The 24,745-nt window shown below is 43.3% G+C and carries 23 protein-coding genes and 3 pseudogenes; 10 read left to right on the top strand and 16 right to left on the bottom strand.

Annotation, left to right across the window (positions count from 1 at the left end):
* Positions 1–3 precede the first annotated feature (3 nt).
* From V7K85_RS31355 to V7K85_RS31335, 5 genes are all read right to left on the bottom strand, one after another.
* On the bottom strand, positions 4–1,212 hold the full coding sequence (locus tag V7K85_RS31355) for an AAA family ATPase (RefSeq protein ID WP_334819832.1): 1,209 nt from the start codon (positions 1,210–1,212) through the stop codon (positions 4–6).
* A 187-nt stretch (positions 1,213–1,399) separates the two neighbouring features.
* Positions 1,400–1,591 carry a type II toxin-antitoxin system PemK/MazF family toxin gene (locus tag V7K85_RS31350; RefSeq protein ID WP_334819830.1) on the bottom strand — a complete coding sequence of 64 codons (192 nt, stop codon included), beginning with the start codon at positions 1,589–1,591 and terminating at the stop codon, positions 1,400–1,402.
* The gene (locus tag V7K85_RS31345) at positions 1,585–1,815 is read right to left on the bottom strand and encodes a hypothetical protein (RefSeq protein ID WP_334819828.1); all 231 of its coding nucleotides are present in this window, start codon (positions 1,813–1,815) and stop codon (positions 1,585–1,587) included. The genes V7K85_RS31350 and V7K85_RS31345 overlap by 7 nt, the downstream gene beginning before the upstream one ends.
* 83 nt (positions 1,816–1,898) lie before the next feature.
* A complete protein-coding gene (gene asnS, locus V7K85_RS31340; protein WP_334819826.1) occupies positions 1,899–3,290 on the bottom strand; it encodes an asparagine--tRNA ligase in 1,392 nt (463 codons plus the stop codon).
* A 2-nt stretch (positions 3,291–3,292) separates the two neighbouring features.
* Positions 3,293–3,655, bottom strand: coding sequence for a hypothetical protein (locus V7K85_RS31335; protein ID WP_334819824.1), 363 nt, complete (start codon positions 3,653–3,655; stop codon positions 3,293–3,295).
* Between the two features lie 44 nt (positions 3,656–3,699).
* Here V7K85_RS31335 and V7K85_RS31330 point away from each other — a divergent pair, with 44 nt between their 5' ends.
* Positions 3,700–3,978: a DUF6439 family protein gene (locus tag V7K85_RS31330; protein WP_334819822.1), complete on the top strand. Its 279-nt coding sequence runs from the start codon at positions 3,700–3,702 to the stop codon at positions 3,976–3,978.
* Positions 3,979–4,040: 62 nt separating this feature from the next.
* Here the strand turns inward: V7K85_RS31330 and V7K85_RS31325 are convergent, their stop codons facing one another.
* The gene (locus V7K85_RS31325) at positions 4,041–4,499 is read right to left on the bottom strand and encodes an ATP-binding protein (protein ID WP_334819820.1); all 459 of its coding nucleotides are present in this window, start codon (positions 4,497–4,499) and stop codon (positions 4,041–4,043) included.
* Positions 4,500–4,896: 397 nt separating this feature from the next.
* A complete protein-coding gene (gene rlmD / locus V7K85_RS31320; protein ID WP_334819818.1) occupies positions 4,897–6,297 on the bottom strand; it encodes a 23S rRNA (uracil(1939)-C(5))-methyltransferase RlmD in 1,401 nt (466 codons plus the stop codon).
* 238 nt (positions 6,298–6,535) lie between these two features.
* Here rlmD and V7K85_RS31315 point away from each other — a divergent pair, with 238 nt between their 5' ends.
* Positions 6,536–7,021 carry an allophycocyanin subunit alpha-B gene (locus tag V7K85_RS31315; RefSeq protein WP_334691503.1) on the top strand — a complete coding sequence of 162 codons (486 nt, stop codon included), beginning with the start codon at positions 6,536–6,538 and terminating at the stop codon, positions 7,019–7,021.
* An 894-nt stretch (positions 7,022–7,915) separates the two neighbouring features.
* Here V7K85_RS31315 and V7K85_RS31310 read toward each other — a convergent pair.
* The gene (locus V7K85_RS31310) at positions 7,916–9,655 is read right to left on the bottom strand and encodes a hypothetical protein (RefSeq protein ID WP_334819816.1); all 1,740 of its coding nucleotides are present in this window, start codon (positions 9,653–9,655) and stop codon (positions 7,916–7,918) included.
* Between the two features lie 116 nt (positions 9,656–9,771).
* Here V7K85_RS31310 and V7K85_RS36730 point away from each other — a divergent pair.
* Positions 9,772–10,586: pseudogene (locus V7K85_RS36730) on the top strand (IS982 family transposase).
* Between the two features lie 128 nt (positions 10,587–10,714).
* Here V7K85_RS36730 and V7K85_RS31300 read toward each other — a convergent pair.
* Positions 10,715–10,999, bottom strand: coding sequence for a hypothetical protein (locus V7K85_RS31300; RefSeq protein WP_334819812.1), 285 nt, complete (start codon positions 10,997–10,999; stop codon positions 10,715–10,717).
* Positions 10,996–12,129 (bottom strand): hypothetical protein, encoded by a 1,134-nt coding sequence (locus tag V7K85_RS31295; RefSeq protein WP_334819810.1) that lies wholly within the window; start codon positions 12,127–12,129, stop codon positions 10,996–10,998. Before V7K85_RS31295 ends, V7K85_RS31300 begins: the two co-directional genes overlap by 4 nt.
* A gap of 779 nt (positions 12,130–12,908) precedes the next feature.
* On the opposite strand from V7K85_RS31295, the gene purL reads away from it, so the two are divergent.
* From purL to V7K85_RS31275, 4 genes are all read left to right on the top strand, one after another.
* Positions 12,909–15,284: a phosphoribosylformylglycinamidine synthase subunit PurL gene (purL, locus tag V7K85_RS31290; protein WP_334819808.1), complete on the top strand. Its 2,376-nt coding sequence runs from the start codon at positions 12,909–12,911 to the stop codon at positions 15,282–15,284.
* Positions 15,285–15,646: 362 nt separating this feature from the next.
* Positions 15,647–17,146, top strand: a complete 1,500-nt coding sequence (purF, locus tag V7K85_RS31285; RefSeq protein ID WP_334819806.1) for an amidophosphoribosyltransferase — start codon at positions 15,647–15,649, stop codon at positions 17,144–17,146.
* A 213-nt stretch (positions 17,147–17,359) separates the two neighbouring features.
* A complete protein-coding gene (locus tag V7K85_RS31280) occupies positions 17,360–17,926 on the top strand; it encodes a Uma2 family endonuclease (protein WP_334819804.1) in 567 nt (188 codons plus the stop codon).
* A 40-nt stretch (positions 17,927–17,966) separates the two neighbouring features.
* Positions 17,967–18,125 carry a pentapeptide repeat-containing protein gene (locus V7K85_RS31275; RefSeq protein ID WP_334819802.1) on the top strand — a complete coding sequence of 53 codons (159 nt, stop codon included), beginning with the start codon at positions 17,967–17,969 and terminating at the stop codon, positions 18,123–18,125.
* A gap of 59 nt (positions 18,126–18,184) precedes the next feature.
* Here V7K85_RS31275 and V7K85_RS31270 read toward each other — a convergent pair whose 3' ends face one another.
* The 4 genes from V7K85_RS31270 to V7K85_RS31255 form a co-directional block, all read right to left on the bottom strand.
* Positions 18,185–18,466, bottom strand: coding sequence for a hypothetical protein (locus tag V7K85_RS31270; RefSeq protein ID WP_334691509.1), 282 nt, complete (start codon positions 18,464–18,466; stop codon positions 18,185–18,187).
* 116 nt (positions 18,467–18,582) lie between these two features.
* Entirely contained in the window at positions 18,583–19,629 is a 1,047-nt protein-coding gene (locus V7K85_RS31265) for an ABC transporter permease (RefSeq protein ID WP_334819800.1), read from the bottom strand.
* Between the two features lie 94 nt (positions 19,630–19,723).
* Positions 19,724–20,242 (bottom strand): adenine phosphoribosyltransferase, encoded by a 519-nt coding sequence (locus V7K85_RS31260; protein ID WP_334819798.1) that lies wholly within the window; start codon positions 20,240–20,242, stop codon positions 19,724–19,726.
* A gap of 111 nt (positions 20,243–20,353) precedes the next feature.
* The gene (locus tag V7K85_RS31255) at positions 20,354–20,548 is read right to left on the bottom strand and encodes a hypothetical protein (protein WP_334819796.1); all 195 of its coding nucleotides are present in this window, start codon (positions 20,546–20,548) and stop codon (positions 20,354–20,356) included.
* 308 nt (positions 20,549–20,856) lie between these two features.
* Here V7K85_RS31255 and V7K85_RS31250 point away from each other — a divergent pair, with 308 nt between their 5' ends.
* Together V7K85_RS31250 and V7K85_RS31245 are read left to right on the top strand one after the other, a co-directional pair.
* Positions 20,857–21,483, top strand: a complete 627-nt coding sequence (locus V7K85_RS31250; RefSeq protein ID WP_334819794.1) for a DUF3038 domain-containing protein — start codon at positions 20,857–20,859, stop codon at positions 21,481–21,483.
* A complete protein-coding gene (locus V7K85_RS31245) occupies positions 21,480–22,910 on the top strand; it encodes a DUF4335 domain-containing protein (RefSeq protein WP_334819792.1) in 1,431 nt (476 codons plus the stop codon). Before V7K85_RS31250 ends, V7K85_RS31245 begins: the two co-directional genes overlap by 4 nt.
* Positions 22,911–22,951: 41 nt before the next feature.
* Here V7K85_RS31245 and V7K85_RS31240 read toward each other — a convergent pair.
* Positions 22,952–23,179 (bottom strand): annotated as a pseudogene (locus tag V7K85_RS31240) (four helix bundle protein); the annotation flags it as partial.
* 101 nt (positions 23,180–23,280) lie between these two features.
* Here V7K85_RS31240 and V7K85_RS31235 point away from each other — a divergent pair.
* Positions 23,281–23,562 (top strand): annotated as a pseudogene (locus V7K85_RS31235) (IS982 family transposase); the annotation flags it as partial.
* A gap of 170 nt (positions 23,563–23,732) precedes the next feature.
* Here V7K85_RS31235 and V7K85_RS31230 read toward each other — a convergent pair.
* The gene (locus V7K85_RS31230) at positions 23,733–23,966 is read right to left on the bottom strand and encodes an EF-hand domain-containing protein (RefSeq protein ID WP_334819788.1); all 234 of its coding nucleotides are present in this window, start codon (positions 23,964–23,966) and stop codon (positions 23,733–23,735) included.
* Positions 23,967–24,745 lie beyond the last annotated feature (779 nt).

Below are 24,745 nucleotides of genomic sequence, written 5' to 3'. Positions count from 1 at the left end.
ATTTTACTTGTTTATTTGGAATTGCCATTCTAGCTTCCTACTCGACATAAAATCCCCTTTAGGCATTTCAAGAATTTTGAATCCTTGCTCACCATATTCTTCTTCCATACCGAGTAGAAACAATGGAGAGTGAGATGTAATAATAAATTGAACTTTAGGAAATAGTTTTAATAATTTTGGTAAAACGTTATATTGTAATTCTGTATGTAAGTGAACGTCAATTTCATCAATAATTACAATTCCTTCAATATCTGTTAAATTGATACTTTTATATATATCTCCCTTGTCAGCGTAACGAATTATTGTCGCAAACATATTAAATAGTATAGACTGACCGGAAGATAGAGCATCTAAACTAGGAATAGCTCTCAAATTGTCTTTAACAATACATAAACGAAATTGATTAGTACTTCGATAATTAACTGCAAATTTAGCTGAATTATCTTGAAGCACCTGCTTTAAAAGAATTTCAACATTCTGTCGGCTTTGATTTAATAAAACTTTGTCATTTACATTTCCTTTAAAACTTAACTTACCTTCAACATCTTCAATTTCTATCATGCAATCAAGGAAAACATCAAGTAACCAAATTTTATTTTCTTGCACACTACTCTCAATAAAAATCGGCTTACCCAGTCTCTCGGCAAACTTTGGCTCGATAATAAATTTTAACTCATCAGATAGACTGTGGCGGTTCAACCAGTGTGGAAGTTCTTTTCGACTTGGAGGAAAGTAACAAATAGCATTTGTTCTAAAAAAATCTTCAAAAGCTTTTTTATCTTCTGGTGCAATCAATTTCTGATTTTCATCTATAGTCCATGATGCTACAGATTGAAATCGCTCTCGTCTATTTTCATTATATGTATTAGGATCAAGATTTCCAGATTTATCCACGTAGCAGTATTTTTTATCATTTTTGGAAAATTCTAGTAACCCAATACTATATTCTGAATATACTTTCTGATTTATACCACCTGTTATCTTGAAATATGGAGAATACATGGGTTGTTGCCCAACTAATATATCTTGATAAGCAGTTTTAGCAAATTTAGTTAGTGCATCAACAATATATGAAATAAATATGCTTCTCCCCGAACCATTGATCCCAACTAAAACCAAAGGCTGAGGTTTTCCATCGTCATTAAATGGCAAACTTATATCTAGATTTGCAATTGGTCCTGCGTTTTCAAGTCGATATTCTGTCAAATACATTTTGATGCTATCCCCAGACTAAATTCTAAAAATACCTCAAAAAATTTTCCTCAATAGAAAATAAAGTTGACACAAAGCATTTACTAGGTTAACGTGGCTAATTTACTATCTTATTTCCTGACTTAGAGATAATAAATATACCTCTAATTATTACCTTTAAGCAAGATAGTGAGGCAAATTACCTCGTTTATCTCGGCAAATAGAGCCTTAGAAGTGGAGCACTGATACCTTGTATACTTGCTGCGATAATGGTATGGGGACTAACAGCATTTGCCCGATCAATTTGCACTACTACAACAGGTCTAATCCCTGCTTGTTCTGTACCGATAACAAGATTTAGATTACACAAAACTACATCTTTTCTTGAGATATCTACCACTGGATTTCTCCACGCGCCAAGCGTTCTTCATAATCTTCTAAATTAGATAAATATTCTAAAAAATCTGATTCTACTATTTCTAACGACTCGCTAAACTGAAGCCATAGTTCCCAGTTCTTACCGCTATGCTTCATTAATAGGATGTCGATAAAATCACTTACTTCCTGAACTAAAGCCTCTGGCATCTGCCGGATTTTACCAATGGTTTGGTCTTGTATGCTCATGATAAATCTTCTTAGATGGATTTCTCTTTATCCACAAAAGTCAAAAACCTGGCGATTATAAATAGCCAGGTCTAAAATTTAAACTAAAACTCAGCACTCTGCGGTGTACGGGGAAAGGGAATCACATCACGAATATTTCCCATACCAGTCATAAATTGCACGAGTCGTTCAAAACCTAGTCCAAAACCAGCATGGGGAACAGTACCGTAACGACGTAAATCGAGATACCACCACAACTCTTCTGGGTTTAATCCTTGCGCTAATACGCGGCGTTCTAGAACTTCTAGGCGTTCTTCTCGCTGCGAACCGCCGACAATTTCGCCAATTTTAGGTGCAAGAATATCCATTGCGCGGACGGTTTTTTCATCGTCATTCAAACGCATATAAAAAGCTTTGATTTGCGCTGGGTAATCTGTAACGATCGCAGGCTTCTTGAAAAGCTGTTCAGCTAAGTAGCGTTCGTGTTCTGATTGTAAATCTAAACCCCAACTCACAGGATATTCAAATTTAACATCAGCTTTTTCTAAAAGTTTGATCGCTTCTGTATAAGTTAAGCGCTCAAACTGATTATTAATAATATTTTCGGCTGTTGCTAACACAGATTTATCAATGCGTTCATTGAAAAATTCCATATCTTCTGGGCAAGTTTCCAACACATATTTAAAAATGTGTTTGAGAAACGCCTCGGCTAAATCCATATCGCCTTCTAGGTCACAAAAAGCCATTTCTGGCTCAACCATCCAAAATTCTGCTAAGTGGCGGGAGGTATTGGAATTTTCTGCACGGAAGGTAGGGCCAAAGGTGTAGACGTTAGAAAACGCCATCGCCATAACTTCTGCTTCCAACTGGCCGCTAACTGTTAAATATGTGGGTTTCGCAAAAAAGTCTTGGCTGTAATCTACTGCTTGGTTTTCTGTGCGCGGAATATTCTTTAAATCCAAACTTGTAACGCTAAAAAGTTCACCCGCACCTTCGCAGTCGCTAGCAGTGATGATCGGTGTGTGTACCCACAAAAAGCCTCTTTCGTGGAAAAATTGGTGAATTGCTGTCGAACAAGCATTTCTGACGCGGAAAACTGCACCAAATGAATTGGTACGCGATCGCAAATGTCCAATAGTTCGCAGAAACTCAAAGGAATGACGTTTCTTTTGCAGGGGATATGTATCGGGATCAGCTTCTCCGTAAACTTTTACTGTCTCGGCTTTCAACTCAATCCGCTGTCCTTTTCCAAGCGAAGCTACTAGTACTCCTGTCACCTCAACAGCAGCACCTGTATTTAGTTTTTTCAATATAGCTTCATAGTCTGGCAAATTCTGATTAATGACGACTTGCAAATTAGCTAGTGATGAGCCGTCATTGACTTCAATAAAAGCAAACCCTTTGGACTCGCGTTTCGTCCGCACCCAGCCTTGCACTTGGAGAGACTCATCAGGTTGACCACTTCGCAATATTTCTGCAATCCGTCGATTTACCATATTTATCCAGCATAAGACTTTAATATCCAGCCTATGATAACGCCCATTCCACCAAAGCGGACGACTTGCCAGAAAGGTTTTTTGAGGCTACGCCAAGAAAATAACTGGCTTTCTAAGTTTAGTTCTAGCATTTCCAACTGCTGTTGAATTTGCCGTAACTCTGCTTTGATTTCTGGTGTCTGAGATTTATTGTGCTTCAGTTTATCTCGGTGCTGTTGCCATTGTGCCTGTTGTTGGCGATCACGCTGCACTTGATCATAACGTTCTTTTAAGGACAGGAGCGATCGCTCTACTTCCTCTAGTTCTTGTTCAAAATCTGGTTCGGGATTTTCTGCTGACGACTGTGATTGTTTAGACGGCTTCATTTACAAGTAGTACAGTAGAAGTAAATGCAAATGTGCCAATAGTTATGTCCCAATCTACCCAGCTGCCTCAAACCAGTCAACTGAATGAACTTAGTACTCTGGAACTAGCTCAAGCCCTTATGGAAAGACTAAGCATTTCCCCTAACGATTGGCATCGCCTCAAGTCTAACCGCAATTCCCGCGCTAATGAACAAGTGGCAGCAGCTATTGTGTATCTTTTAAAGAATCAGCCACAAGAAGCTCAAGCTAGATTAGAACAAGCAGTCGGTTGGTTAGATCGCTCTATTTCTGCCCCTCCCTGTCCGACTCATGGAAAAAGTTAAAAATTAGGAGTCAGGAGTTAAAAGTTTGAAATTCTTAACTCTTAACTCCTAACTCCTAACTTCTAAATAAACGACCGTCGCAGAGATAAACGGGGACGATTTTCCATTTGTTTACAAAGCCTCAATTCTGTGCCTTTGCGGTTCCACTCTACCTGATCAAAAATTTGATGGAGAAGACATAAACCACGACCACTTTCTGATTCATCTGGTGGTAAATAGTCTGTTGGTTCTTCTTCATTAGTAGATGAAGGAGTAAAGCCACTACCCTGGTCTGATATTATCCACCAATATTGATTATCTATTAAAGAAAAACGGACTACAACTGTTTTACTTGGATCAAGATTATTGCCATGTTTAGCTGCGTTTACTAGAGCTTCCTGAAGTCCTAGCCGCAATTCTGCTTGTAATCTTGGTGGAATTTCTGCCAACAGTAAATCTAATATTGGACAAAGATAGAGGGTTGAGGCAAAACTAATAGTGCCCCAATAACGTCCAACTGGACGGAGTGAAATAGTAATCACAAGAGAAACCCCATAGCTTTCAGTTAGCTAGACATCAGTTTGCTATTACAGGCACCCTGATAAAACTTGAGGTGGTCATGCTGCCTTCAAACTTGCGTCTTTAAAACTAAATTTTGAAAATGCTAGGGAGCATTGGCTGTATGTATGATTTGGGATTGTTTAGATATATAGCGGCTGAAATAAATTAGATAATCAAGTTAGCAACTTAAAAAGATGCTAATAATTTAATAGAGTATCGCTATACTCTGAGTTAATTGCCGATTTTTTATTTACACAATCCAATTCATATTTTTAAGAGCCTATGCAGCTTGAATTTATTTAAACAAAATGAATTCCTATTTTTAGCTTAATTCAATTTTAGCATCTTTGGTATGCAGTAAACTACAAATTTAAAATTTCAGTTTTTTTTAAAAGATTTAGTATCCTTGTCCAAATGTGATAGCACAAGAAAGGCGGCAGCTTCAACATGAGCAGTTTGAGGAAAAAAATCGGCAGGTTGTACCCGTGTGATAGTATATTGCCCATCTTGACAAAGCAATTTCAGGTCGCGGGCCAGGGTAGCTACTTTACAGCTAACGTAAACGATCCGAGATGGTTTCAATTGGCGTAAAGTGTCGATGACAGTGCGATCGCATCCCTTACGTGGCGGATCGAGTATTACTACTTCTGGTATTGTGCCCATTTTTGTCAGCAATTTCTCTACTGCCCCAACTTGGAATGTCACATTATCAATTCCGTTACACTGGGCATTCAAAATAGCTTGTTCTACTGCTGCTGGTTGCACTTCTAATCCTGTAGCTTGACGTACTTTTTTGGCGAGGGGTAAAGTTAAAGTCCCAATACCACAATAGGCATCAACTAGCAACTCATGCCCTTGAAGATTGAGTTCTGATTGAATTACCTGCAATAGAGCCTCTGCTGTTTCTGTATACACTTGGAAAAATGTATCTGGGCGCACTTGAAATTCCATTCCAGCAAATTTTTCACGCAGGTGGGGGACTCCAGCGATGCAACGGGTTTCTGATCCAAAGATAGCATTTGTGCGATCAGAGTTGCGATTGAGCGACACTCCCACTAACTGGGGATAGCGCTTTAACCATTCCTGGGCTTGAGTTTCAATTCTTGATAAATTCCAGTCCTTCACCACCAAAGTTAACAACATTTCTCCTGTGTGGCGGCCAATGCGTAAACCAAGATGGCGAATTTGTCCAAGGTGGCGCTGTTCGTCGTAAATTTGCCAACCCCGCTGTTGGATATCCTGCTTAACTTCGGCAAGCAAAGGATTTAACCGCGAGTCTTGGACTGGACATTGATTTAAGTTAATTAATTGGTGGCTACCTTTTTGGTAGTAACCAGCTTGTATCTGTCCTGTTGCCGCTCGCAACAGAGGATAGGTAGATTTATTCCGGTAGTTTAAAGCAGAAGGGGCGGCGAGTACCGAATCTACTGGTGGTTGGACAAAACCGCCAATGCGTTCTAAAGCTTGGATAACCTGATTTTGCTTGGCTACTAGCTGGTAATTATAATTAATATGCTGCCACTGGCAACCACCGCACTTGTCAGCCACAATACAACTAGGTCGTATCCGGTGGGGGGATGGTTCCAATAGCTGCTGGAGCTTCCCGTGGGCGTATTTGGGTTTAACATGTATCAAGCGCACAATCGCGCGATCGCCTGGGACAGTATCCGGGACAAACACCACACGTTCATCAGCGCGTCCCACACCATCGCCTGTATCACTCAGGTTGGCGATCGTCACTTCAATTAATTCACCCTGTTGCCAAACTATTTTAGTCATTAGTCATTAGTCATTAGTCATTAGTCATTAGTCATTAGTCATTAGTCATTAGTCATTAGTCATTGGGTATGGGGCATTGGTTTAGTTGTCCTCCCCTGCTTTCCCTGCACCCCTACCCCTTCATCCCCCTCATCTCCCCAAATAGATAAATTCAATACATAAGTAGCTCCTATCCCTTCACTTGTGTACCTCAGACTCGCTAAACTAACAGATAATATTTCAGGTGATTTCAATAATCATGACTGTAATTAGCCAAGTTATTCTCAAAGCCGACGATGAACTGCGTTATCCCAGCAGTGGCGAACTTAAAAATATCAAAGACTTTTTGCAAACCGGCGTACAACGGACGCGGATTGCAGCTTCCTTAGCTGAAAACGAAAAAAAGATAGTTCAGGAAGCAACCAAACAACTTTGGCAGAAGCGTCCTGACTTTATCTCCCCTGGAGGTAATGCTTATGGAGAACGCCAGCGTTCTCTATGCATCCGTGATTTTGGCTGGTACTTACGCCTAATTACCTATGGTGTACTTGCCGGCGACAAAGAGCCAATTGAGAAGATTGGTTTAATTGGCGTGCGGGAAATGTACAATTCATTGGGCGTTCCCGTGCCTGGAATGGTAGAAGCGATCAATTCCCTCAAAACAGCCTCCCTTAGCTTACTGAGTGCGGAAGACGCTGCCGAAGCAGCACCTTACTTTGATTACATCATTCAAGCGATGTCTTAATACAAAGTGTGTGCTAGTTCTAGGAGTATACTTCCGGTCTACTAGAGTGAGTGCAAGATATTAGCGCTCGATAGGCATAAGATCCCCAATTTGATCATATCCTCCCCACATTTGGTAGTGGCTCTGGCAAAATCTTTGTCAAGTTACCAACCAGTTGTGGGGAAATTTTATTGGGTATAGTTACTGACTGTCCGTTCGCTGATTTTTTGACATTTGCTCGAATTGAATAAAACCTATATCTGAATAAGGGTTTAAACTTTCGTAGACAATTTTTCATCTCCCTTTTTGTTTGGGATTTAGAGTTCAAATTAACTATTAAGTGGCAATGGCGTACCCGCCTGCTTTATAGCGATGTCTACGACGGGCTATGACGCTCGATTCGCCCTTGAGAGAAGACTCGCTAACACTTCTATACCAGACGCTGCGCGTAGCTTGCTTCCCCGTAGGGGTACGCTATTCTGGGAAAGCCTGAAACACCAATTCTGTGGTCAGTAAAAAAGAAAAGTCAAATCGAAATAAGCGAACGGACAGTAGTTATCGGGCATTTTTCAAAGGATGAAGGACATACGGACATAAAAAACCGACAGTCCTTGATTAAGGCTGTCGGCAATTAAGTGTGTTCCCTATTAATGACTCGGCTAGAGTTCAGTTGTCATTAATTATGCCTAGTTAGCCATCGCAGGGAGACGATCCTAATCATACATAAGTGTGATTGTCGTCACTTGATTGTTACAGCTAAACTGCATATACCCGAATAATCTCTGAGTTCCAGTGAATCTATGCAAGTTTAGAGCTAAGAGTATATACGCTCATAGATGCTTTTTCAGATGAAGAGCAAATAACACCATATTAGACACTCATGGGTTAAAACACGAGATAGAGGAATTAACAAACCTATGCCCCGTTTGCCAAAGTGCTGTAGTTAAAAGAGCTATCTGCAAAGATGAATTTCTCAAAGCCAGTCGTAGACAAGCTAATGGAGCTTCCATCATTGTTGAAACTGATATTGGCACTTTTAAGGGTATTGCCAGAAATCACACCAGATACAATGAGTTCAGAGCGATTGAAAGCGCCCAGATCGAGGGTGTCAAAACCGTCCCCACCATCAACAGTTGCTTCCCCGAAGCCTTTGAAGTAGTCATCCCCAGTGCCCAAAGCAATGTTGATGCCGCCACCGATAGAGACTTTTTGTTGAAGTCCATCTAGGATACTGGTGGCGATAAGAGAGTCATTGCCATCGCCAGTCTTGATGATTCCTTGTCCATAAATGCCATAGGCAGTACCACTAATTGTTGAAGATGCTTGTCCGGTAAGCTTGTCAGAACCATTGCCAGTATCAATTATTCCGTCGTTGAAGATGCCATAGGTGGTGGCGTTTTTTCCTGAACTGTTGCCATAACCGGTAATCGTGTCGTTGTCCGACCCTGTAGTGATCGTGCCGTCTTTAGTGTTCTGGATGCCAGTTCCAGCACCGCTGTCACCGATGCCACTGGCACTGATACCGCCGTTGCCGCCCTTGCCTGTGCCGATAATCGTGTCTTCTCCGTTTCCGGTATCTAGTTTGTTACTGTTGCTGATGCCGATCCCAGCACCGCCGTTGCCGGCGCCCCTGTCGGCGGCATCGCCGTTGCCGCCCTTCCCTGTGCCGATGATCGTGTCTTTTCCATCCCTAGTGTACAGTTCGCTACTGTTAGCGATGCCGATTCCAGCACCGGCTCTACCGGCGGCGAAGCTACCCTTGCCGCCGTTGCCACCAGTACCCATGCCTGTGATCGTGTCTTTTCCGTCCCCTGTATTCAGACTGCCACTGTTAACGATGCCGGTTCCAGTACCGCCGGAGCCGCTGACAGTCCCCTCACCGCCGGTGCTGCCGATACCGATGCCAGTGATCGTGTCTTCTCCGACTCCAGTATCAAATTCGCCACTATTACTAATACCTGTCCCGTCGCCGCCATCGCCGCCGTAGTAACCGCCAGTAGGTGTGCCGCCCTTCCCTGTGCCGATGATTGTGTCTTGTCCATTCCCTGTATTAATACTGCCACTGTTAACGATGCCTGTCCCGGTACCACCGCTACCACCATCGGTGCGGCCGATGCCGCGGATGCCGCCATCGCCGCCAGTGCCGTTGCCAGTGATCGTGTCGTTTCCGTCCCCTACATTAATACTGTCACTGTTAACAATGCCTGTCCCAGTATTGCCGTTGCCGCCATTGCGGCCGTTGCCGCCATTGCCGCCATTGCCGCCAGTACCGATGCCGGTGATCGTGTCGTTTCCGTCCTCTGCATTCAGGCTGCCACTGTTGTTGGCGATACCTGTCCCAGTACCACCGTCGCCAGGGCTGTCGCCGTTGCTGCCGTTGCCGCCAGTGCCGTTACCAGTGATCGTGTCTTTTCCGTCCCCTGCATTCAGACTGCCTCCATTGTTAGCGATGCCAGTTCCATTCTCGCCCTTACCGGAGGGATTGTTGCTGCTAGCACCCGTGCCCTTAATGCTGTCGTTCCCTGAGAGTGTACGAATCAAACCTCCAGTTAAAATATCAATACCAATTGCCGGTGATGCATTTAACTCTTCCCCAACTAAAATGTCAGTACCGGGGGTGCCGATGAAATTGGGTGGAACAGTAAGTCTAGCCATGATCAAAATCCTCTCAATTAGATTAGTAATCCAAGTTGCTAGTTACGCGGTAGTGCGATCGCACGTGACCACTTAAGCAACAAAATCCCCTCCAATCAGAAAATTCAGAGGGGCATATGTTAAATGAAACAATTGCGATCTATACTATCATCGACGACATACTGAAAACTATTGGACACCGTGAAGATATCCGTCCAGAGATAAGTAATGCAGAAATAATCACTACGGCACTGGTTGCGGCGATGTTTTTCTTTTGTTTATCACAGTAAGGCTTGTGACTATATGAGAGACCAGAAACTGACGCGAATAATGTTAGAAAAGTCATGATTTAATCGGAGATTAGATAAATTTATCAATGTTAATCAACGACTTGTTTCATCAAGTAGTAATGATACTCAAACAATTGGAGGATAATACGGAATATCTTTTAGACTCATTCCCCGTACCAATGTCTGACAATATTCGGATTTTTAATGTTAGGTTAATTTAATCAGAACAATTCAGGGGCTATATTGCTTCCAAAAAACGCTACTTCTACGGAGTTAGAGTCCAGTTGCTAACTAGGAAAACAGGTATTCCGGTCGAGTTTGCATTTTTACCTGGTAGTGCAAGCGATGTGCGTGCTTTGAATGCATTACCGTTGAATTTGCCACCTGAAAGTGAGGTATACGCAGACTCGGCTTATACTGATTACACTGCTGAGGATGATTTGAAACAATCAAGTCAAATTTAACTACAAGTCATACAAAAAAATAATTTCAAACGTCAATATCCAGCTTGAAATCAATATATTAAACAATATACTCGGCATTAGATTGAAACCGTTTTTAGTAGTATCACTTGTGTTTTCCCAAAATCAATTTATGCGGTCACATATGAAGGATTTTTACTGAAAATAGAAGCATTTATTTTTGCATTTACTGTTCGATAAACCTTGCTAAAAAAAGCAACAATTAATACTTAAAGCTAATTCAATATTTGTATTTTTGATCGAGTCGAAGTTGCGGTTGCACGTAGTGCCACTACAACTTCCGAGTGGGCGATCGCCTGAATCGACCGTTACCAAGCACCTGAAATTTTATAACCCGCAACTTGGATTAGTACGGTCGGTTTACTCATTTGGATGAGGTTTCTCAAACAAATTCCCGGAATCCTTTCTCCAAGAGCTATTCTGGGAATTGAGTCCGCTGTTGTAGGAGTCATTTCAGGCGAATGAAGTTCCAAGGAATTAATTAGATTCCAGGACATTAAACCCATATTCATCAGGTGCGATCGCGGAATCTGATTTTTTCTGCGTTGAATCTTTCTTGAGAAAACACCAGATAGAGTAATTAACAAACTCATGCCCCGTTTGCCAAAGTGCTGTAGCAGAAAGAGCTATCTGCAAAGAGAAATTTCTCAAAGCCAGTCGTAGACAAGCTAATGGAGTTTCCATTGTTATTAAAAGTGATGTTGGCACTTTTAAGGGGATTGCCAGAAGTCACACCAGATACCAAGAGTTCAGAGCGATTGAAAGCTCTCAGATCGAGGGTGTCAAAACCGTCCCCGCCATCAACAGTCGCTTCCCCGAATCCTTTGAAGTAGTCATCGCCAGTGCCCAGAGCAATCTTGATGCCGCCACCGATAGAGACTTTCTGCTGGACTCCATCTAAGATACTGGTGGCGATAAGAGAGTCATTCCCATCGCCAGTCTTGATGATTCCTTGTCCATAAATGCCATAGGCAGTAACACCAATTGTTGCTGTAGCCTGGCCGGTAAGCTTGTCAGAACCATTGCCAGTATCAATTATTCCATCGTTGAATATGCCATAGGAGGTGCTGTTTACTCCATAAGTGTTCCCATAACCAGTAATCGTGTCCTTGCCCCACCCTGTAGTGATAGTGCCGTCTTTAATGTTCTGGATACCGATTCCAGCACCGCTGTCGCCCTCGCCGGCGATACCACTGCCGCCATCGCCGCCAATACCAGTGCCGATGATCGTGTCTTCACCGTTTTCTGTATCAAGTTTGCCACTATTGCTGAAGCCGATTCCAGTACCGCCATCGCCGACTGCGAAGGCCTCGCCACCGATGCCGCCAGTACCTTTACCGGTGATCGTGTCATTTGCGTCCCCTGCATTCAGACTGCCAGTGTTAACGATGCCGGTTGCATTACCACCATCGCCAGGAGCGTAGTCAAAATCCTGACTACCGATGCCGCCAGTAGCTGTACCGGAGATCGCGTCTTTTCCATTTCCTGTATTCAGACTGCCACGGTTGGCTATGCCAATCGCATTCCCACCCCTAATGGAGTCGCCGATGCCTATGCGGCCAGCACCCGTGCCCTCAACGATGTCATTCCCTGAGCGCGGACTAATAAAACCTCCAGTTAAAATATCAATACCTATTGCTGGAGATGCATTTAACTGTTCTCCGACCAGAGTGTCAGAACCGGCGGTGCCGATAAAATTGGGTGGAACGGTAAGTCTAGGCATGATCAAAATCCTCTCAATTAGGTTAGTACGGTCGGTTTGTTTCTTAAACAAATTCCTGGAATCCTTTCTCCAAGAGATATTTAGTGATTTAGTTCGCTGTTGTAGGAATCATTTTATCTGGATGAAGTTCCAAGGAATTAATTAGATTGCAGGGGATTAAATCCACATTTATCAGGTGCGATCGCATCTGATAATTTTTCTGCCTTATAATGAGTCATTTGACAGACTAATAGTCATTTCCATAATCTGGAAATCACTTATGCACGTTACAAGGAAAGAAAATTTTATTACTTCGTAATCATTAGTACAATTACCAATATTTTAGGATTTAATACAATCTATCTTTAGACGTATTACAATATTTATCTTTAGGGACTTGCAATTAAAAAAATACCCAAGTTGTAGGGGTATAGCATCCACAGACTTTCGGTGAAACAGATATTTAATCGGTGCTGTTCCCCTACTTGTTCGATAACAGGACTTACGCCAAAAGGCAGTGAAAGCCTTGATTTACATAGGGGCAATTCATGTAGACGCATACTCCTACGGAAAAGCAAGCTACGCAAAGCGTCTCGTAGAGAAGCGGCTTAAGGCAGGGTATTGCCCCTATATTTCGTACTTGATGCGTAAGTTCTAGATAAATTATTCTTTGAAAGTCCCTAAGTAGATTTATTTATTCAGCCGATCTGTAGCATCTAGCGATGAACAATCCTATATCTGCATTTAGAGGGCAAGTAAATCGATAGAATAATGCTCTGTACAATTGGTGCATTATTTCCATGACCGCCACATCTCCTGTTCCCTTTTCCCCCCAAGAAATCGCTGCTGAAGGTATAAAACCAGAAGAATACGCAGAAATTGTCCGTCGCTTAGGGCGTCATCCCAACAAAGCTGAACTGGGAATGTTTGGCGTAATGTGGTCAGAGCATTGCTGTTACAAAAATTCTCGACCTTTACTCAAACAGTTTCCTACAGAAGGGTTTCGCATCCTCGTAGGGCCTGGTGAAAATGCTGGGGTTGTAGATTTGGGTGACGGATTACAACTAGCCTTTAAGATTGAATCCCACAATCACCCTTCAGCTGTCGAACCCTTTCAGGGAGCGGCAACAGGAGTAGGAGGTATTCTCAGAGATATTTTTACAATGGGTGCGCGTCCCATTGCGATATTGAACTCGCTGCGCTTTGGTTCCCTCGAAGATGCTAAAACCCAAAGGTTATTTACTGGTGTGGTTTCAGGAATTGCCCATTATGGCAACTGTGTGGGAGTACCCACCGTTGGCGGCGAAGTTTACTTTGACTCTGCTTACTCTGGTAATCCTCTGGTGAACGTTATGGCACTAGGGTTGATGGAAACACCAGAAATCGTCAAATCTGGAGCATCTGGCTTAGGGAACCCCGTGCTTTATGTTGGTTCCACCACTGGGCGCGATGGCATGGGAGGCGCGAGTTTTGCTAGTGCAGAATTGAGCGAACAGTCAATGGATGACCGTCCTGCTGTGCAAGTGGGCGATCCATTTTTGGAAAAGTCGTTAATTGAAGCTTGTCTGGAGGCGTTTAAAACAGGTGCAGTTGTCGCCGCTCAGGATATGGGAGCAGCGGGAATCAGCTGTTCTACCTCAGAGATGGCCGCAAAAGGCGGTGTGGGAATTGAACTAGATTTAGATAAGATTCCTGTAAGGGAAACGGGGATGGTTCCCTATGAATATCTGCTTTCGGAATCTCAAGAACGGATGCTGTTCGTTGCCCACAAGGGGCGTGAGCAGGAGTTAATCGACATTTTTCACCGTTGGGGACTTCAAGCCGTTGTTGCCGGTACAGTCATAGCTGAACCGATCGTGCGGATTTTCTTCCAGGGTGAAGTAGCAGCAGAAATTCCCGCTGAAGCTTTGGCGGAAAATACCCCACTATATCACCGAGAGTTGTTGGCAGAAGTACCAGAATATGCGCGTCAAGCTTGGGAATGGACTGCTGATTCCTTACCTGATTGCACAACTACTGGAATAGAACTTCAAGGACGCCTGCAAACTTGGAATGATATTCTCTTAACTTTGCTCGATACACCCACGATCGCTTCTAAAAGCTGGGTATATCGTCAGTATGACCATCAAGTACAGAATAATACAGTAATCCTGCCAGGTGGTGCAGATGCCGCTGTTATCCGTTTGCGCCCCCTAGAAAAAATCCCCAATCTAAAATCTAAAATCCCAAATCTAAAATTAGGGGTGGCAGCAACGGTAGATTGCAATCCTCGTTATGTTTATCTTGATCCTTACGAGGGAGCTAAGGCAGTGGTAACAGAAGCTGCACGCAATCTTAGCTGTGTGGGTGCAGAACCTCTGGCGGTGACAGATAACTTGAATTTTGGCTCTCCAGAAAAACCGATTGGTTACTGGCAATTGGCAGAAGCTTGTCGCGGTTTGGCAGAAGCTTGTCGAGAATTGGCGACACCCGTCACAGGCGGAAATGTCTCTTTATACAATGAAACCCTCGATTCCCAAGGCATTCCCCAACCCATTTATCCCACTCCTGTTGTAGGTATGGTAGGCTTGATTCCCGATATAACCAAAATTTGTGGTCAAGGTTGGCAAGCATCCGGCGATGTGATTTATCTTCTCGGATTACCTCTGGCATCCAAAATCAGTTTAGGAGCATCCGAGTATTTAGCCACTATCTACAGTACTGTTGCCGGAAAACCGCCACGGGTAGATTTCGACTTGGAACGCCGCGTCCAGAAAGTTTGTCGTGAAGGAATTCGTAATGGTTGGGTACGTTCAGCCCATGATTGTGCTGAGGGAGGGGTAGCGATCGCTCTAGCCGAATGTTGTATTGCTGGCAACCTTGGTGCCCAAATCAATTTAGAAATACAACCAACTCAGGCACTGCCTCGCCTTGATGAGGTGCTGTTTGCCGAAGGTGGTGCCAGGATTTTAGTTTCTGTAGCATCAGAACAACAAGAAATTTGGGAATCATACTTACAGGAACATCTGGGTCAAGAGGGGCAAAAACTGGGTATAGTTGGCAATTTTCAGACGGGTTTGGGGGTTTTCACTACTGATAACCAAGCCTTAATCAAAGTTAGGATCGAAGATATGAATGATCGCTATTCCCAGGCGATCGCCAGACGTCTCGCCATCCACACCACTACCCCTAGTTAAAGAAGTTAGGAGTTAAAGGTCAGGAGTTAGGAATAAAAAGCATAACTTCTCACTCCTCACTCTTTTATTAACGTCCCTGAGCACAATTACGGTACTGTTTTAATGGATGGTTAAAGATTTGTTAAGAACTCCGCTACTATCTATATAATCCCAGTGACTTGACTACCGATTTGAGATTTTGAATTTTAGATTTTGGATTGGGGGTGTTTCTTCTGGTTCATGTCTTGCTCCTAGTGAGCGAAACAAATTTAAAAATAGCACTCTCAAATCCCAAGCCGCATTCCTACTAGGGTGCGGTCAATCCAAAATTATAAATCTCAAATCCAAAATTGATTGACCCCCCCACCAGGAGCAAAGCTAGCATGATTTCTATTCATTCTGTCACTTCGGATGAATACCCAGAGCAGACCAACAACCCAATCAATAGTCATGAAAATCAGCCTGACAAGCCAGAAGAAGCTTGCGGTGTTTTTGGCATCTACGCACCAGCAGAAGACGTTGCTAAACTGACCTACTTTGGATTGTATGCCCTCCAGCATCGGGGTCAAGAATCAGCCGGTATTGCCACCTTTGAGGGTACACAAGTACATCTTTACAAAGATATGGGCTTGGTGTCTCAAGTTTTCAATGAATCCATCTTGGATGAATTGCCTGGTAGCCTTGCTGTTGGCCACACTCGTTATTCCACCACAGGTTCTAGTCGCAAAGTTAATGCCCAACCCGCAGTAGTGGAAACCCGTTTAGGTTCATTAGCATTAGCACATAATGGCAATTTAGTCAATACAGTGCAACTGCGTCAAGAGTTGCTTGAGAATAAATGTAACTTAGTCACGACAACAGACTCAGAAATGATCGCTTTTGCGATCGCACAAGCGATAAATGCTGGCGCAGATTGGCTAGAAGGTGCAATTCAGGCATTTCACCGTTGCCAAGGAGCCTTTAGTTTAGTCATTGGCACTTCCAGTGGCGTTATGGGTGTCCGTGATCCTAATGGCATTCGCCCCCTAGTAATTGGGACTTTAGCTGGTAATCCAGTTCGTTACGTTTTGGCTTCCGAGACTTGTGGTTTAGATATAATTGGAGCCGAATACCTGCGAGACGTAGAACCAGGTGAATTAGTTTGGATTACTGAAGAAGGTTTGGCTTCCTATCATTGGAGTCAACAGCCCCAGCGGAAATTGTGTATCTTTGAGATGATTTACTTTGCCCGCCCTGATAGTGTCATGCACAACGAGAGTTTGTACAGCTACCGAATGCGGTTAGGGCGGCAACTAGCAGCAGAGTCTTTTGTAGATGCCGATATTGTTTTTGGTGTTCCTGATTCTGGTATACCTGCTGCTATTGGATTTTCCCAAGCGTCTGGTGTATCCTACGCCGAAGGTCTGATTAAAAATCGCTATGTTGGGCGAACTTTCATTCAGCCAACTCAAACCATGCGCGAGTTGGGTATCCGGATGAAACTCAACCCCCTCAAAGATGTGCTGGCGGGTAAACGAGTGATCATCGTAGACGACTCGATTGTCCGGGGTACTACCAGCCGTAAATTGGTCAAAACCTTGCGTGATGCTGGTGCAGTAGAGGTACATATGCGAATTTCCTCCCCGCCAGTAACTCATCCCTGCTTTTATGGCATCGATACCGATTCTCAGGATCAGCTGATTGCTGCTACCAAGTCAGTAGCGGAAATTGCCAAGCAACTGGAAGTAGACAGCCTCGCCTATCTCAGTTGGCAGGGAATGTTAGAAGCAACACGAGAAGACACCAATAGTTTTTGCTCTGCCTGCTTCACCGGAGATTATCCCGTAGCGATTCCTGAGCAAGTGAAGCGTTCTAAGTTGAGTTTAGAAAAGGTAATAGTGTAGGGGCTGGGGCTATTAAAAAGATGAGGGAGATGCGAGAATAGGAGGAACAAGGGGTGAATAATAACTCCTAACTTGTAACTCTGCCAATTTTAGATTTTGAATTCTTCCTTCAATCCAAAATTCAAAATCTAAAATCCAAAATTGAATGACTCCTAACTAATGTCCCATTTCCACTGCGGCTAAAATAGGTAAATCCCCTAACAAAGATAGTTTATGAACCAGCCTATATCTGAGAGAGTGCGCTGGACTACCGCCGATTTAGAGTTGTTTCCAGATAACGGGAACCGCTATGAAATTATTGACGGAGAATTGTTTGTGACCAGAGCGTCTCACTGGAATCATCAAAAAACTTGTGTCAGAATTAGCACTTCCTTAGATACTTGGTCACAGGCTACTGGTTTGGGAGAAGTTGTGACTGCTCCAGGCATAATTTTTGGCGATAATGATAATGTGATTCCCGATGTGGTTTGGGCTAGCAATGAGAGATTGCCCCTACTTTTGGACGAAGCGGGGCATTTGACTGGTGCGCCAGAACTGGTAGTAGAGGTGCTATCTGCCGGGAGTGAAAATGAAAAGCGGGACAGGGAATTTAAACTAAAACTTTACTCAGCAAGAGGTGTCAGAGAATATTGGATTGTAGATTGGCGCAAGCAACAGGTGGAAGTTTATCGACGTGAACAAGCGAGTTTAAAGTTAGTTGCTACGTTGTTCAATGGTGATCAATTGAATTCACCGATATTGCCTGATTTTACTTGTGCGATCACATCCTTATTTACTTAACACAATAGCAAGTGGTGTTGTTTGACGTGGGAGGTAAGTTATGGACGTTGAAAAACTGTTGGAAAGGTATGCTGCTGGAAAGAGAGATTTCAGTGGAATTGATTTGAGTGGGGCTAAACTGAGTGGGTTTGATCTCAGAGACATCAATTTGAGCGAATTGAATAATAAAAAATACAAGTGCGATCGCTCCCCTCGCTAGTTGAGGAACGAAACCCAACATTCATTACCGATATCCAATTAACAAATAGAAAGTACAGCTTAACTGTGCTGTAAAAACTCAACTTTGGGCAATAACGGGTCAGTCACAATACCCACACCGCTAAAACCCCAGCGTTTGAGCAAGTTTCCCAACTGTGTGCGCGCAATAGATTCTACAGCAAAGCGATTTGCTACTTCTGCCGCATGGGTGTTGAGATAGCTTAAGGCATCAAAGTTTTCCTGAAACAGTAATAAATAACCTGATGTTTCGGCGTCAGGACGAGCTATGAGATAATTCCCGTCAGTTTTTGAGCGCACCAAGTAATAGACTTCGGACAGCATGGAGATGATAGAGATAAGGGAGATGAAGGGGCAGGGGGGCAGGGGGGCAGGGGAAGCAGGGGAGGACAACTAAACCAATGCCCCATACCCAATGACTAATGACCAATGACTAATAACTAATTGAGATTTTCTAGGCGAATGCGTGGATCGGCTGCTTTTAACATTAAGTCGGCAATTAAATTACCAGCAATCAGCAACACTGCGCCCATTACCAAGCTTGCCATTAATAAATATAAATCTTGAGCTTGTAAAGCCTGTAGAGTCAACCTCCCTAAACCGGGCCAGTTGAAGTAAAATTCGGCAATGAAGGCACCGCTTAATAAACCAGCTAATTCAAAACCCAATAAGGTAATCAAGGGATTTATCGCATTGCGGAGAGCATGAACGTAGATAACGCGGTTTTCTGGTAGACCTTTGGCACGAGCCGTTTGGATGTAATCTTGACGCAGCACATCCAATAATTCGCCACGAGTGATGCGTTGTAAACCAGCAAAACTAGTAATTGAGAGGGCGATCGTGGGTAAAATCATGTGCCAGCCGATATCTAAGATTTTGCCAAACCACGTCAGTTCTGAGTAATAGATGCTAGTCATGCTACCCACTGGGAATAAGGGCGAGGTGCGTTGGGCGAAAACCAGCAGCGCTAAGACAGTGATGAAAACAGGAAAACCTTGTCCGGCATAACTAATCACCTGTAAAAACCTGTCTGATAGCTTATTTTGGTTAACAGCGGCAAAGATCCCTAGAGGGATGGCGATCGCCCATGTGACAATTAAAGATGCGATCGCTAATAGCAAAGTCGCTGGTACCCGTTCCCACAACAGCGATGCCACTGAACGTTGATAAATAAAACTCGTGCCAAAATCCCCTTTTGTCAAGATTCGCCATATCCACAGCCAAAATTGCTCTGGCCAAGACTTATCCAGACCAAACTGCCGCTTGATTTCCTCAATTCTTTCTGGGGATATCTTTGGGTTTTGCCGCAGCGTATCTACATAATCACCAGGAGCGAGTTGAATAATGAAAAACGACAACGCTGACGCCAAAAACAAAGTCAGTAGTGCCTGTAATAGCCGCTTTGCCACATAAACAAAAGTTTCGCTCGTGATTAGCCTGATCAGCCAATCCCGACCTGTTTCCAAGGAAATTCTCGTAGATGTCATTTGTCCTTTGTCCTTTGTCCTTCGTCATTTGTCATTTGTCCTTCGTCATTTGTTGTTTGCTAATGACTAATGACTAATGACTAATGACTAATGACTAATATTCAATTAGAGAGATAATCGGCACGTCCGGCAGATATTTACGCCCTTGTAAATCCCGTAGCTCGATAATAAACCCAAACCCCACCAGTTCGCAGCCAATTTTCTGTACTAACTTTGCTGTTGCATTAGCAGTTCCACCCGTGGCAATCAAATCGTCCACAATCAGAACTCGGCTACCTTGGTGTAAAGCGTCTTGATGCACTTCCAGGCAGTCTGTACCATACTCTAGTTCATATTCAATTGAGTGAACCGCTGCTGGTAACTTCCCTCTTTTGCGGACGGGAATAAAACCAGCTCCTAATTTATAAGCCAGAGGTGAGCCAAAAATGAATCCCCTCGACTCTATACCAATGACATAATCTGCCGTTATCCCAGCTTCATGGCATTTTTGTGTTAAAAAGTCAATAGTATAGCGCAGTCCCTCTGGATCGCGCAGCAGCGTAGTAATATCCCGAAATAAAATTCCGGGTTTGGGAAAATCTGGGATGTCACGAACGAGAGACTTCAAATCCATAAAATAGGGATTAGAGAATGGGGCATGGGAAATGCGGCATGGAGAGTGGGGAAGCAGGGGAAGCAGGGGAAGCAGGGGAAGCAGGGGAAGCAAGGGAAGAATAACTATTGATTATTGACAAATGCCCAATGCCCAATGCTCAATGCCCAATACTTCTCTACGAGAGGCTACTTCTCTGCGAGAGGCTGCGCCAACGGCTACGCTCAGCACAAGTGCGCCAACGACTACGGCTCCATCGAGCGTTCGCGTAGCGTCTCGTAGAGAAGTCGAGATGCACAGTACAAGTGCCCAATGTCCAATGCCCAATTTCAGATACCTGAAAAATCGTACACTATAATGTCATACGCTGGGGGTCGAGGCTGAAACTTCGCCCTTGATTGACGATAATTAGAATCTAAACCAAGCTAGAAAAGGGATTGCACTAATAAATGAGGTGAATTAACTGATGTTTTAAAACTTTGATTTCAATATAGGGAAACCTTTGAGTAGAAAGAGTTAACTAATGTATATATCAGGTAGTCATGCGACTGCTACAAGTCTAATGTTCAAGTCTTGGCTACCGATCTTAAATTTGTTTTATCTAGTCTGTTGGAACCGCACAAGGTATTTATAGAATGAATGTCTCAGCAAGTTTAACGCCGTTCAACAGTCCAATCCAAGAGTCATTGCCGATGGTTCTGGACACTTTACCAGATCCTGCGATCGCTTCCAAAACGTGTCCTCGGAGAACTCGGTTGCAAATTGACCTGATTTTATTGGCAATTGAAGCTTTAGAGCTTGGTGGTTCGGAAGCAATCCTGGCTTTTGCTCAAGAGTTGGATCTTAAAGGAATTGTTAAAGACAGGGTGAATTTATGGCGGATGCGTAGTTCTAACCCGCTACGAAGAGCGCACATGCGCCGTCCCTTAACTATCATGGAAGCAAAAGCTCTGGTGGTTATTGCTTGCTACATAGCGCGGCGTTTAACTGTTGTCATCCGCCAGTTACTAATGATATGTCAACAAATGGAAGAAAAACAGATTCCATTAGAACAGAATTTGCGGCTATCTAATTATTTAGAGCGGTTTAGAGCGCATTTTAAGAGCCGGATGAATGCTCGACGTTCTGGTGTACTAGCATTAACTTCCGATGAAAAATTAGATGAGCTAGCGATAAATTTGTTAGGACAACTACTATTTTGTACTGGTACAGCTGGAATGCAGCGGTTCTGGATTAGTCTTTTTGACGGTGAAGTGGAATGAATATTCAACGTAAGTACAGTCTACCTAATTGTACACTGCTTTTAGAAGGGTTAAGTGATGTCACTAGGGCTGCACACTTCCAAGAAATGCGCCCAGAATTATCAATATTGGTAAATGCAGAATGCTATTTATCTGGTTACAATCAACCCCTAACGGGAGGGCGGGAATTTTTTGAAAGTTTGGTGAGGGCTGTTAGTGGCTATGCCCAAGAATTTTTAAGTAGTGTACCCAATCCGCAAGCACACAACCAGGAATCGGAGCTAGTAGAGTTTCAGAAGGTTGACAGCAACCGACACAGGCTAATTATACATTCAGAAGGTGCACCAGAGGGGTTCGAGCACTCTAACAATTCCAAACGTCCGCCTATTGAAATAGATTTGAATACGGTGCAGTTGTTTGATTTGGTGGAAGCAGTGGATCAGTTTTTTGCTGATACCCAAACTTTACCAGAACTTTCTTTAGAACTACAACCAGTTACTAGACACTATGGCGGTGCTAGTCAGGCTTTGATTAGGCAGGCTGTACCTGCTGCTGTGGGAGTATCAACTTTAGCAGTAGCAGCGATCGCCTTTAACTTGATTCCACCTCCTCAAATACGTCCACCGCAGCCTAAAGCAGATCAGCAAACTAGCTCTACAACAAAAAGCATCACTCCTCCAGCATCAGCGGCTGCCACTCCCATAGTCGCTGCAACGCCTACACCAACGCCCACAGCTAGTGCAAAGCCAGCAGTTAAAGATTTAGAAGCACTTTTAAATACAGTTTCGGAAATTACTGATCCATCCCAGTTGCGTGCATTGAATCGCCAAGTGTATAATCAAATTCATCCAGCTTGGACTAATCGCTCAGGATTACAACAGGATTTGATTTATCGTCTAGGTGTAGCTGCGGATGGGGCGATTGTCGGTTATAAAGCCGTGAATAAAGAGGCGAATCTAGGAGTGGGGCAAACTCCTCTGCCTAACCTACTTTACAATTCTGCTAACCGCGCTCCGATTTCTAATGAACCAATTGCTCAATTTAGAGTAGTATTTACTACACAAAGTGTGCTAGAAGTTAGCCCTTGGCGTGGATATGCTAGCACACCAGATGTAGTCGGCGCAAAAATTACTGACTCTAATATAGTCAAAGGTTTAAACCAAAAGCTTTATAGTACAGTTCGCCAAACCTGGAGTGGTACTCCCACATTTACGCGAGATTTGAAATATCGGGTAGCGGTCAACAAAGATGGTGTAATTGCTGACTATGAACCACTCAACCAAGTCGCTTTTGACTATTTCCGAGAAACACCCCTTCCCAAGATGTTCAACGCTATCTACGGTTCCAATGTAGCAGCTCCCAACGATAAAGAACCTCTGGCTCACTTCCAAGTGATATTCAAGCCTAACGGCAAACTGGAAGTCACTCCTTGGGAGGGATATCAGTGATTGGGCATTGGGCATGGGGCATGGAGAAGAAAATTAAGTTTCTATTGCCTATTGCCTATAGATTTTAGATAAGCATTGAGCTTGGGTAATAGTTCATCAAGAATTGGTTTAAATCTGCTTACCTGTTCATTTGTCAATAACTGTCTGGCGTAGGCTAATTTTAACCAGCTGATAGTTTCATATAAAGACCCTCTTGCAATCTTGACAAAACGTCGATTGTCTTGATCGTTGTACCTACCTCTACCTTCTGCGATGTTCGCACAAATACTAACCCAAGTTGCTAGTTATTTGACAAAGCGATGTCTACGAGGGGCTACGCCTACGCAAAAGCAATAAAATCCCCTCCAGTTAGAAAAGTACTCCAGGGAGTATGCTAAATGAAATAATTACCGTCTATGCTATCATCGATGACCTGCTCAAGGCGATTGGGCATAGTGAAGACTGTCAAAGACAGGTGAGCGATGCTGAAATTATTACAACGCTAATAACCGCAGCGATGTTCAATGATTGCAACCAGACTAAAGCCTGCGAGTACATGAAAGACCATCATCTAATTGCCAACATGTTAGAAAAATCGCGCTGGAATCGGCGAGTATACGAGATATCAATGCTGATAAACGATTTATTTGATCAAATGGGAATGATACTAAAATAAGTTAGTGACTGTACTGAATATTTTTTAGAATCAGCTTCTAGCTTTACGTATAGTAAGGCTGTTGAAGAGTCACCAAAGAGCGTATAAAAGCGAATCCCTCTTTATAGAGAGGGATTAGGTCGATTGGGTGTTAGGGATTAGCAAAGGTGGAGGTGGATTTTTGACTGCTAGTCTAAATTACTTGCTTTCTCAACTGCTACCTTTAACTCTTCAAAAGTAATACTACCATCTTTGTCTGAATCATACTGTACTAGTAACTCCTGGGGACTACTGGTATTTGTTTCTGATGAGATAATTGCACTTAAGCCAGGACTTAAAAAAAGATCATTAATGGAGACTTTGCCGTCATGATCGCTATCTAAGGTATTAAAAAGCAATTGAAGCTCTTGCTCGGTTGTCATAAGTTTCTATCTGAATTAGTTTTTCAATCTAATATCTCAAAATCTTGACAAAGACGCAAGGACAGTTAAGACAGTTAAGGTGTATGCTGTGATACAGGGTTTACAGTCTGACAATGAAAATCAATCGGCACGGACGCGCCAAGGTTCTAACGTAGTCAGAGATACAGCTAATTTTCAGTGATGGCTTAGACAACGACCGCGATGCCTGCGGCGGGCTATTCGGTATCGCACCTTGTTCAGCGTGTGTCTGTTCAGTCCTGCAAGAATCCGCGAAGCCTGTACCCTGTTGACTGATCTAAGGGAAGTGTTAGAGTTATGGTCATCAAGTCTGGTTTGATAATTTTGTACAATTCCTTTAACTGTGGCATGGCTTGGTGGCAGCTTTAAACTGCTGTAGCCGTATTAACCCAAGCTGCTAGTTATTTGAGAAAGCGATGTCTACGATGGTCATTGAGCGAAGTCGTTCGCGCAGCGTCTCGTAGAGAAGTGCGGGCTACGCCCACACAAAAGCAATAAAATCCCCTCCAGTTAGAAAAAACTCCAGGGAGTATGCTAAATGAAATAATTACCGTCTATAAAATGTCGTGTGCGGCGAACCTTGAGGTGAAAAGCATTCCTCTGTCTGATAACCCGCAACTTGGGTTACTATCAGCAGACCGAACAATTTGCTAGCCCAGTGTATCTTTAGTGAAATTGTCCCATCCTTGAACAATACGCCAAATTTCATTAGCTAGCTTTTGGGCGAGTTGATAAACTTTTAGATCCTAAAAATCAGGTCT

The organism is Nostoc sp. (assembly GCF_036917615.1).
Classification (GTDB): domain Bacteria; phylum Cyanobacteriota; class Cyanobacteriia; order Cyanobacteriales; family Nostocaceae; genus Nostoc.
Note: the sequence above shows the minus strand (reverse complement) of the source record. Positions and strands in the feature narration are given on the sequence as shown.

What these genes read in the sequence shown, in the direction of transcription:
- V7K85_RS31270 (WP_334691509.1), bottom strand. Translation starts at nt 18,466, where the DNA reads ATGCTGTCCGAAGTCTATTACTTGGTGCGCTCAAAAACTGACGGGAAT.
- V7K85_RS31280 (WP_334819804.1), top strand. Translation starts at nt 17,360, where the DNA reads ATGAACCAGCCTATATCTGAGAGAGTGCGCTGGACTACCGCCGATTTA.
- V7K85_RS31310 (WP_334819816.1), bottom strand. Translation starts at nt 9,655, where the DNA reads ATGGCTAGACTTACTGTTCCACCCAATTTCATCGGCACCCCCGGTACT.
- rlmD (WP_334819818.1), bottom strand. Translation starts at nt 6,297, where the DNA reads ATGACTAAAATAGTTTGGCAACAGGGTGAATTAATTGAAGTGACGATC.
- V7K85_RS31345 (WP_334819828.1), bottom strand. Translation starts at nt 1,815, where the DNA reads ATGAGCATACAAGACCAAACCATTGGTAAAATCCGGCAGATGCCAGAG.
- V7K85_RS31250 (WP_334819794.1), top strand. Translation starts at nt 20,857, where the DNA reads ATGAATGTCTCAGCAAGTTTAACGCCGTTCAACAGTCCAATCCAAGAG.
- asnS (WP_334819826.1), bottom strand. Translation starts at nt 3,290, where the DNA reads ATGGTAAATCGACGGATTGCAGAAATATTGCGAAGTGGTCAACCTGAT.
- V7K85_RS31275 (WP_334819802.1), top strand. Translation starts at nt 17,967, where the DNA reads ATGGACGTTGAAAAACTGTTGGAAAGGTATGCTGCTGGAAAGAGAGAT.
- V7K85_RS31300 (WP_334819812.1), bottom strand. Translation starts at nt 10,999, where the DNA reads ATGAGTTTGTTAATTACTCTATCTGGTGTTTTCTCAAGAAAGATTCAA.
- V7K85_RS31335 (WP_334819824.1), bottom strand. Translation starts at nt 3,655, where the DNA reads ATGAAGCCGTCTAAACAATCACAGTCGTCAGCAGAAAATCCCGAACCA.
- V7K85_RS31330 (WP_334819822.1), top strand. Translation starts at nt 3,700, where the DNA reads ATGTCCCAATCTACCCAGCTGCCTCAAACCAGTCAACTGAATGAACTT.
- V7K85_RS31230 (WP_334819788.1), bottom strand. Translation starts at nt 23,966, where the DNA reads ATGACAACCGAGCAAGAGCTTCAATTGCTTTTTAATACCTTAGATAGC.
- purL (WP_334819808.1), top strand. Translation starts at nt 12,909, where the DNA reads ATGACCGCCACATCTCCTGTTCCCTTTTCCCCCCAAGAAATCGCTGCT.
- V7K85_RS31260 (WP_334819798.1), bottom strand. Translation starts at nt 20,242, where the DNA reads ATGGATTTGAAGTCTCTCGTTCGTGACATCCCAGATTTTCCCAAACCC.
- purF (WP_334819806.1), top strand. Translation starts at nt 15,647, where the DNA reads ATGATTTCTATTCATTCTGTCACTTCGGATGAATACCCAGAGCAGACC.
- V7K85_RS31295 (WP_334819810.1), bottom strand. Translation starts at nt 12,129, where the DNA reads ATGCCTAGACTTACCGTTCCACCCAATTTTATCGGCACCGCCGGTTCT.
- V7K85_RS31315 (WP_334691503.1), top strand. Translation starts at nt 6,536, where the DNA reads ATGACTGTAATTAGCCAAGTTATTCTCAAAGCCGACGATGAACTGCGT.
- V7K85_RS31265 (WP_334819800.1), bottom strand. Translation starts at nt 19,629, where the DNA reads ATGACATCTACGAGAATTTCCTTGGAAACAGGTCGGGATTGGCTGATC.
- V7K85_RS31355 (WP_334819832.1), bottom strand. Translation starts at nt 1,212, where the DNA reads ATGTATTTGACAGAATATCGACTTGAAAACGCAGGACCAATTGCAAAT.
- V7K85_RS31245 (WP_334819792.1), top strand. Translation starts at nt 21,480, where the DNA reads ATGAATATTCAACGTAAGTACAGTCTACCTAATTGTACACTGCTTTTA.